Genomic DNA, 8,322 nt, shown 5'->3' with positions numbered 1-8,322 from the left:
CGAAATAACCGACTCCTCAGGTTCGTTAATATGCTCCGAGACCAAATCGGCCACTTCTGATGATTTCGGCGTGCTCTCTCTGACCATCGGAAATACCTCTACATTCGAAAATGCCGACTGGTCAAAATTGCCATTCTACATCTCGGCAACCGTCGACGACGTTCTGCTCGGAAGAAGCCAGATTCTGAATGTGCCGGTAGCCGAATATGCCAAGAAAGTTGCAGATCTTGATAAAAGCATCCTTAAAAGCAAAGTCTGGACCGGTAGCTATTCCGAAGGAGAAGGTTCTTATTCGTTTCGCTTTACAGACGAAACCGCAACATTAGTTCATTCTAATCCTTACGATGGTGGATATTCCGCCACCTATAAATATGTCATTTTCGGAAATCTGATTGTTTGCTATGGATCTGGGACTAAAGATTCCAAACATCTCTTTTACACAGGATCTTGTTTAGCCGAAGCAGATGGAACGGACTACAAATGATCCATTTCAACCCTCACATGAATCACAATCAAATATGATTCGAATTGTTCTTACTCTATTTGTATTATTTGCAACTTTGACTCTCAACGCCCAGATAGGCTATCAGGTCTCGCTCCTTGATGCTGCAACCGGACAGCCGAGAGCCGACGAGACAGTCAGTGTAAAAGTCGAAATAACCGACTCCTCAGGTTCGTTAATATGCTCCGAGACCAAATCGGCCACTTCTGATGATTTCGGCGTGCTCTCTCTGACCATCGGAAATACCTCTACATTCGAAAATGCCGACTGGTCAAAATTGCCATTCTACATCTCGGCAACCGTCGACGACGTTCTGCTCGGAAGAAGCCAGATACTGAATGTCCCGGTAGCTGAATATGCTAAAAAAACCGGCAACCTTACCCAAGAAATCCTCATGAGCAAAACTTGGTCAGGCGGAGGTTACCATCTCAGTTTTTCGAAAGATAATGTCAGATTTTATGACGAGGAATCGTCAAGGATCTATCGCTATAAAGTCTCAGGTGATTTCGTTATCTGCTATGACACAGCAAACGGCGCCGGCACAATGTTTCTTTTTTATACCGGAACGCATCTGGTCGAATCAGATGACACAATTTACAGATAATGTCATTATAGTTTAGCTATTACGCAAAACTCTATGCCCCCTTATCAGCATCCGTCCTCCCTCCCGCCATTTTTTCGAGCAAGGCGGGGGTGAGGACGGTGTGTTTCGGCGAGAAGTGCAGGCTGTTCATCTCGCGGGCGGAGAGCCTGACGGCATTGGTCAGTTGCGGACGCTGTATCTTTTTCATAGTGCATGTTATTTTATAACATATGACATTTTATGGGCTTAATCACATCTCAACTTCTTATGTCAGAACCATTTTCGGGTTCCGGAGTCAGACCCTATCCGCCTGGTCGGCCCCGCCGCTGGCGCTGCCGGCATTCTCCTGCCGGCCAATCAGCGGTAGTATGCGGTTGAGTCCCAACAGAACGGTCAGATAAGTCAGGCCGAGCACAAAAAATTCGATCCTGAGCGGAAAGACGCCCCTGAACCATCCGCCGCCAAGGTAGCAGAAAAACAGCAGCCACAACGAGGCCTGAACACTCACGCAGAGCGTACACCACGCCTTGGCCCGGAACTTCTGATACCATATGCTCCAGAACGTAAACGGCAGGCAGCAGGCATTGCAGAGAGCCAGATAGCAGATCCACTGCGGAAAGATCAGCAGCGTGAGCAGGCTCACCGAAAAATATGAAAAGCCCACCTCGCTCCAGCCGAAGATCCCGAAAAACTTCGAAGCCTTGGTTTCAAGCACACTGTCGCAGCCCCCTTCCTGCAACACCCCGCAGACGCGGTCAGCCGCACGGCTCTTGATCTTCAGCGACTTCTGCACAAGCATGTAAGTCAGCCACAGTCCGGCAAGATCAATCAGCGTCAGCCCAACCGTAGACCATGCGGCATAAATCCGGTTCGACACAAACAGATAGAGAAACAGCAAAACAGCGCCTGCGGCCAGCACCCACTTCTTAGCCTCACCGATGAACAGGTCACGCGCGTGTGCGGCATAGCCCGGCTCAACCGACTTCTCATCGGGATAGGCCAGCAGCACCACTCCGCTCCAGGCTTTCTTGAATTCATCCGGTGGCATGGCCTCGGCCACGCCCTGGGTCAGATAGCCTATGCGGTCAGCACCGACAGATGTGACAATCACAAAACCGCCGTCTGTTCCGGCAAGAAACGGCACCGGCAGCTTACCGATCTCGCTCTTCTCGGCAAGGCGCAGCGCTTCATTGTCAACGCCATACTCCTGGAGCAGTTTCGACAGCCCGAAAAGCGACTTGAAAGGCATCTCGCTGAAACGCCGGTCAGTATAAGCGGCCGTGTGTCTCACGCCCAATTCTTTCAGAAAATCGCTCATCAGTGTAGCGGTAGCAGCCATAGTAATGCAGTTCTATTCTCGTTAAGCAACTCAATTTGACAGTCGAAAAAAATTAGTCAGTCCGGCCTAAAGAAACGATTCAATTTTGCTCAGCAGAACCTCGCCGTCAATCTCACCGGTATGGCGCCAGGCCTCCTTGCCGTCAACATAGATCAGAAACGAGGGTATCGACCTGACATCAGCCGCTTCAGCCGCTTCCTTGTTATTGTCAATGTCAAGCTGACACACATTGGCCCTTCCGTCAAGCAGTTCCTTGACCTGGGCCACAACAGGCATCATCCTCTGGCAGTGAGGACACCATGATGCGTAAAACTCCATCAATACCACTTTCGAGCTGCGGATTTCCTGATCGTAAGTCATAATATTCGATAATTTTAAAGGTTGATAAAAATGCAGACAGACGGATCTCCGGGCGGAGGCCGTCTGTCTGTAAAACGTCTTTGAAAAGCCGATGGTTCGCAGCCCCTACATAGCGCGCAGCAGTTTTATGGCCTTTATGAGCACACGTGTGGTCGATGCTTCTATCACCCTCTGGCGGTTGCCGGGGAAGTGATGGGTCTCGGCCTCGCAGACCGTCATGCCGTCAGGAGCAGTGACCGCGGCAGCCATACACACAGTGCCCACGGGCTTCTCCTCGCTACCCCCTCCTGGGCCGGCTATACCGCTCGTGGCCACAGCCACATGAGCACCGACAGCCCTCAGCGCACCCTCGGCCATCTCGCGGACCACCGGCAGACTCACAGCTCCGTTGGCTTCAAGAGTCTCCCGTTCCACGCCGAGCAGCCCCATCTTCACATCGTTGCTATAGCTCACCACCGAACCGGCAAACACATCTGACGAGCCTGGGATCAGTGTGAGCTCATGCGCGATGTTTCCGCCTGTGCAGCTCTCGGCAGTAGCCAAAGTCAGCCCCAGTTCCCGGCAGCGCTGCAGCAGAATCTGAGCCGGAGTCAGATCTTCGGTCGCGATCACCGCATCACCGAGCATGGCGGCAAGCTCGCCGGCCGCACGCTTCACCTCCGACGCTATGAAATCACGATCGCGATGGGCACCGTCGATGCGCAGGCGTATCAGACCGGGCTTAGGCAGATAGGCAAGGTGAAGATACTCAGGCAGAGCCTCTTCCCAGGGAGCAATCTTCTCGGCCAAAGCGCTCTCGGTATAGTCCGTGACCATCAGCACGGCATGTTCTATGTCGACATCAGTCTTGAACTTCCCGCGCAGTTGCGGAAACACCTCAGAGGTAAACATCTCGCGGGTCTCGAATGGCACTCCGGGCATAGCCACAAGCACCTTCCCGCCCTTCTCAAACCACATTATCGGCGCCGTGCCCACACGGTTCTGGATAACCCTGCACGAAGTCGGCACTATGGCCTGCGCAGCCGTCAGGTTATTGATCCTAAACCCTCGGCGGCTCACCACGTCCTTCACATTGTCAAGCACAGCCGGGTCCTCGCGCAACTCACCTCCGAAATAGTCCCGCATCACCCCTTTGGTAATGTCATCCTTGGTCGGGCCGAGGCCACCGGTGGTAAGCACCACATCGCTCAGTTCAAACGCACGGTCGATGGCCAGACGGATCTCGTCAGCTTCATCGCCCACAGCCTGCACATCGCCCACCTCCCATCCGTAGGGGGCCATATGGCGGGCAATGTCACCTGAATTCGTGTCTGTGACCTGGCCGAGCAGAATCTCGTCGCCTATCACTATTACTGATACTTTCATTTGCTTTATAGAAATTAGACCTAACCTCAGACCTTCACGCGGGCATAAGGCACCTCATCGTAGCGGCAGAACTGCCGGTCGAGATATTTGTAATAGGCAGCTATAGCCACCATAGCGGCATTGTCGGTTGTAAACACCCTCTCAGGGATAAACGCAGTCAGGCCGCGGCGGCTGCAGTAGTCAGCCACGGCATCGCGCACACCGGAGTTGGCCGACACACCGCCGCCGATAGCCACCGTAGTGACGCCGGTCTGTCTGACAGCCTTGTCAAGCTTGTCCATAAGTATCTCGATGATTGTACGCTGCAGCGAAGCCGCAAGATCGGCCTTGTTCTGCTCTATGAAATCGGGGTTCTTCCTGATCTCGTCTCTGAGAGTATAGAGAAACGACGTTTTCAGCCCGCTGAAACTATAGTCCAGACCCGGAATGTGGGGCTTGGCAAAGCGGAAACGCTTCGGATCGCCCTCGGCGGCCAGGCGGTCGATATGCGGACCGCCCGGATAAGGCAGCCCCATCACCTTGGCACACTTGTCGAAAGCCTCGCCGGCGGCATCATCGATGGTCTGGCCGAGGATCTCCATGTCATTATAGTTCCTGACAAGTATTATCTGGCTGTTACCGCCTGACACCAGCAGGCAGATGAAAGGATATTCAGGCACACGGTCATCCTCATTACGGCGGATGAAATGTGACAGCACATGGCCATGAAGATGATTGACATCGACGATAGGGATGCGCAGGCCGAGCGACATGCCCTTGGCAAAACTCGTACCCACCAGCAGCGAGCCGAGCAGGCCCGGACCGCGTGTAAAACCGATGGCGCTGAGCTCTTCCCTGGCCACACCGGCTCGTTTGAGCGCCGTGTCGACCACCGGCACGATATTCTGCTGATGCGCGCGCGACGCCAGTTCCGGCACCACACCTCCGAACTCGGCATGGACCTGCTGCGAGGCAATCACATTGCTCAGCAGCACCCCGTCGCGGATGACAGCCGCCGACGTATCATCGCACGACGACTCTATACCTAAAATGATAACACTCATATTCTGATTGATTCCGGAACCGGCCGGCTCTCACGCCCCGGCTCCCCGTTTACCCTGCAAAATTAGCAAAATATCTTGGGTTTGACCACATCAATCAGCCCAAGATTGCCAACTTCATCCCAAAGCGCCGTCACAGCGCAGCAGAGCCACATCTGTCAGCCCTCCACACTCCGTGTCTCCGACCTGCCGGATCCGAGTCTCCGAAGCATGTTGTCTGTTATCAGGTCTCTCTGAGCCGTAAACCTCGGAAACAGTCTTTTCAGTACCGGAATCAGGGCGATACTGAGCATCGCAGTCAGAAGAAATACAGCGAGACTGTGATATGCATCATCCGGGCTCATCCCGAAAAACTCCAGTCCGCGTGAGGCAACCGACATTACCGCAACATGTACGCCCAGCACGATCAGGGAATAACGCCCTACATACCTGAGTCCCGCCACAGCCCCGGCCGTTTTACAGAGCAGCATAAAAGCTATCACCACCGATATCGCCCCTACATAGTAAAGCAGGAAATTTTCCCCTATGTATAATGTCCTGAAACTGACATAGGGCCTGTCACCGAGGAAAAAACACAAAACCGCTGCCGCTACCAGCACCGCAGCCGCCGGAAGGGCATATCTGTCATAACGGTTCGGATACAATATGTCTGTCGATTTCAGCATATATCCCAGACAATAGAATGGCACAGCGGCAATGCCGGAATCAATGAACAACGGAAGTCTGACAGCATAATGATCAAAACAGATCATACCGCCGATCCCCACTGCAAGGCTCAGCAATACCGCCATATAACGGTTTGCGCTTGCCTTATATATCATAAAGAAACAGACGTTGGTCCAGAACAGAGCCAACAGGAACCACAATGCCACATTGACCATTTCTTTCGATGTGACGAATGCGAAAAACGGAATCTCCACCTCATGTCCTGCCATAACCCTGATTGCGGCGAATGACAGATAACTGAGAGTGTAGAAAAAAGCAAACGGCACCAACAGCTTATTGACTTTCTTCAGAATGGTTCTGAATCCGCCATAATCTTTAAAGAACAGACCTGACAATGTAAAATAAAACGGCATTCTCAGCATACTTAAACAAGGAGTATCATTGTCCACCAGTCCCGCATGATACATGACCACCAATAAAATGCAGATGCCTTTTGCCGTATCGACAAACTGAATGCGCCCACTTCCGGCGCCACAGCCCGTCAAGCCTTCACCTTTTTCGGTCAACGCTCTATCAGGAGAGTTATTCATGATTTCAAATTCGTATATTATATTCTGTGATAAGACACAAAAATAACATGTTTAATTCAAATTTGCAATGTTTATACATCATCCTGTCACCACATCCCGAACTTCATCAGTCAAACTTCCGATATGAAAACATGTTACGGATGGAATCGTAACTTTCCTAAATGACTCGAAAACATAGCCCCTACGAGGCATCGCTGTCCGGATCACGCCTGAGCGGTCAAAGAACCCGCAGCAAATGTAAGCGGCCCGCTCGGCGGAGGGCCAGGCGGGTCGCAAACGTCAATTATTGTTTTGAAAGAAAACTCGGTTTTCTAAAGTCGAGGCGGGAGAGGAATATCTTTCCTATGTGCAGTGGCAGCTGAAAGGTTATGGTCCGTTATTCGGGAACGGCGAAGATCACGATACGGTTCCAGTCGTTGGTGTCGTAAACCTGGGTGTTGCTGCCGGCGGCTTCAAGCACGAGGCGAGAAGAGTCAATACCGTAGTCACCTACGAGGATGTCAGCTACAGCCTGGGCGCGGCGTTCTGAAAGCTTCATGTTGTATTCAGATGTGCCGGTGTCTTCGTCAGCATAGCCGCGGACCACGATAGAGGTGTTGGGGTTGGCCTTGAGGTATTCGGCTACGTTGTAGACGTTGACCATTTCCTCTGAAGATACGTAGGCTGAGTTGATTTTGAAGCGCACGGTGGGGAGGAGTGTCACGGCAGGTGCAGGTTCTACGACAGTGACATCGGGGCAGGGAAGCTGGGCCTGGGCTGCTGCAAGGGCTGCAGAAGTGGTGGCGAGAGCACCGCGAAGGTCGTTGATCTGGGCGTTGGCGTTGTTGATGTAGTCAACGTAGTCACAGGGATTGTAGCGTTTGAACTTCGAGCCTGTGAGGTGGAAGGTGAAACCGCCAACTGCTGAGAGATCGATGTCGATGGGGCGTCCGTAGGCTTCGTTATTGAAGTTGTCGCCGTAGAACATCGCGCGGCCTTCTGCGAAGAAGTCAACATATTCGCTGAGACGGAAGCGGAGCTGCAGACCTGCCGACACGGGGAGAAGCCACTGGTTTGACTTGATGCCGTTGCCCTTGCGGTCCTGGATGTTGCCAACCACAGGATGGAAGTGGTAGACGTAAGATCCGCCGAGTCCGATGTAAGGCACGATCGAGAACACTCGTTTGGGACGGTAACCGCCGATGGAATTGAACATATCCCACATGAAGTCAACGTTGAGGTTGGCTACACGGGCAGAAGCGGTCACGCCTTTATTCCAGTGCATCGAGCCGTAATAGGCAGAGAAGCGGAAGCCTAAGTATGGTGAGATCCAGCGGCCTACACCGAGGTTATATATGGCGGTAATATGGCGGTCGTCGCTTTTGCCGTCAGAGCGGACATTTTCCACAAATGGCGAGCGGATACCGGCGCCGAGCTGGATAAACCAGTTGTCTTTCCATGAGCCGGGAGTGTAGATGTCCTTGCACTCTACGTCCTGAACCAATACTGGAGTTTCTTCTACCACCACACCGGTGATTGTCTCCTGTGCATTAGCCTCACTGGCGCTCCAGAACATGCCGCCTAAAGCTGCCACGATTAATAAATTCTTTTTCATTCTCTCACAAAATTAAAATGAAACACGATTTTTTAGTAAACTCTCTTTTTTAAATAGTCTTTTAGTAAGATCACTATGAATATTCATCCCGGACACGCTTGCCCTGGGGGTTTGTAGTGTTCGGTTTGCCGATTTTGATTTTATAACATTAGTCCATTTTTATTTGTTCATCTCCCCTTCTTTTTCGAATCGTTTTTAACATTTCGGGTTGCGGGAAACCGCCGAGGGCCGGGTGGTAGCTGGGTGCCGACACCGTTTTCCTGTCTGCATTTCAACACTCTTT

At 52.2% G+C, this 8,322-nt stretch carries 9 protein-coding genes; 2 read left to right on the top strand and 7 right to left on the bottom strand.

From position 1 onward, the window contains the following. On the top strand, positions 1-484 hold a 484-nt coding region (locus tag C5O23_RS14330; RefSeq protein WP_161553592.1), incomplete at its 5' end, for a hypothetical protein. Between the two features lie 34 nt (positions 485-518). Then, positions 519-1,106 (top strand): hypothetical protein, encoded by a 588-nt coding sequence (locus tag C5O23_RS10260; protein ID WP_133166548.1) that lies wholly within the window; start codon positions 519-521, stop codon positions 1,104-1,106. Between the two features lie 31 nt (positions 1,107-1,137). Here C5O23_RS10260 and C5O23_RS14325 read toward each other — a convergent pair whose 3' ends face one another. The 7 genes from C5O23_RS14325 to C5O23_RS10230 form a co-directional block, all read right to left on the bottom strand. Beyond that, positions 1,138-1,293 carry a hypothetical protein gene (locus C5O23_RS14325; RefSeq protein WP_161553591.1) on the bottom strand — a complete coding sequence of 52 codons (156 nt, stop codon included), beginning with the start codon at positions 1,291-1,293 and terminating at the stop codon, positions 1,138-1,140. An 87-nt stretch (positions 1,294-1,380) separates the two neighbouring features. Beyond that, positions 1,381-2,424, bottom strand: a complete 1,044-nt coding sequence (locus tag C5O23_RS10255; RefSeq protein WP_107032852.1) for a vitamin K epoxide reductase family protein — start codon at positions 2,422-2,424, stop codon at positions 1,381-1,383. A 66-nt stretch (positions 2,425-2,490) separates the two neighbouring features. Next, positions 2,491-2,877, bottom strand: a complete 387-nt coding sequence (locus tag C5O23_RS10250) for a thioredoxin family protein (RefSeq protein ID WP_262497267.1) — start codon at positions 2,875-2,877, stop codon at positions 2,491-2,493. 12 nt (positions 2,878-2,889) lie between these two features. Beyond that, positions 2,890-4,149 (bottom strand): CinA family nicotinamide mononucleotide deamidase-related protein, encoded by a 1,260-nt coding sequence (locus C5O23_RS10245; protein ID WP_107032850.1) that lies wholly within the window; start codon positions 4,147-4,149, stop codon positions 2,890-2,892. A gap of 26 nt (positions 4,150-4,175) precedes the next feature. Beyond that, entirely contained in the window at positions 4,176-5,192 is a 1,017-nt protein-coding gene (gene tsaD, locus C5O23_RS10240; protein ID WP_107032849.1) for a tRNA (adenosine(37)-N6)-threonylcarbamoyltransferase complex transferase subunit TsaD, read from the bottom strand. 155 nt (positions 5,193-5,347) lie between these two features. After that, complete coding sequence (locus C5O23_RS10235) at positions 5,348-6,445, bottom strand: acyltransferase family protein (RefSeq protein ID WP_107032848.1); 1,098 nt, start codon at positions 6,443-6,445, stop codon at positions 5,348-5,350. A gap of 376 nt (positions 6,446-6,821) precedes the next feature. Beyond that, complete coding sequence (locus tag C5O23_RS10230) at positions 6,822-8,039, bottom strand: OmpA family protein (protein ID WP_107032847.1); 1,218 nt, start codon at positions 8,037-8,039, stop codon at positions 6,822-6,824. Positions 8,040-8,322: the final 283 nt, after the last annotated feature.

The sequence above is a fragment of the Duncaniella muris genome (genome assembly GCF_003024805.1).
GTDB lineage: Bacteria > Bacteroidota > Bacteroidia > Bacteroidales > Muribaculaceae > Duncaniella > Duncaniella muris.
The sequence above is the reverse complement of the archived record's forward strand: the minus strand, read 5'-3'. Positions and strand labels throughout refer to the sequence as shown.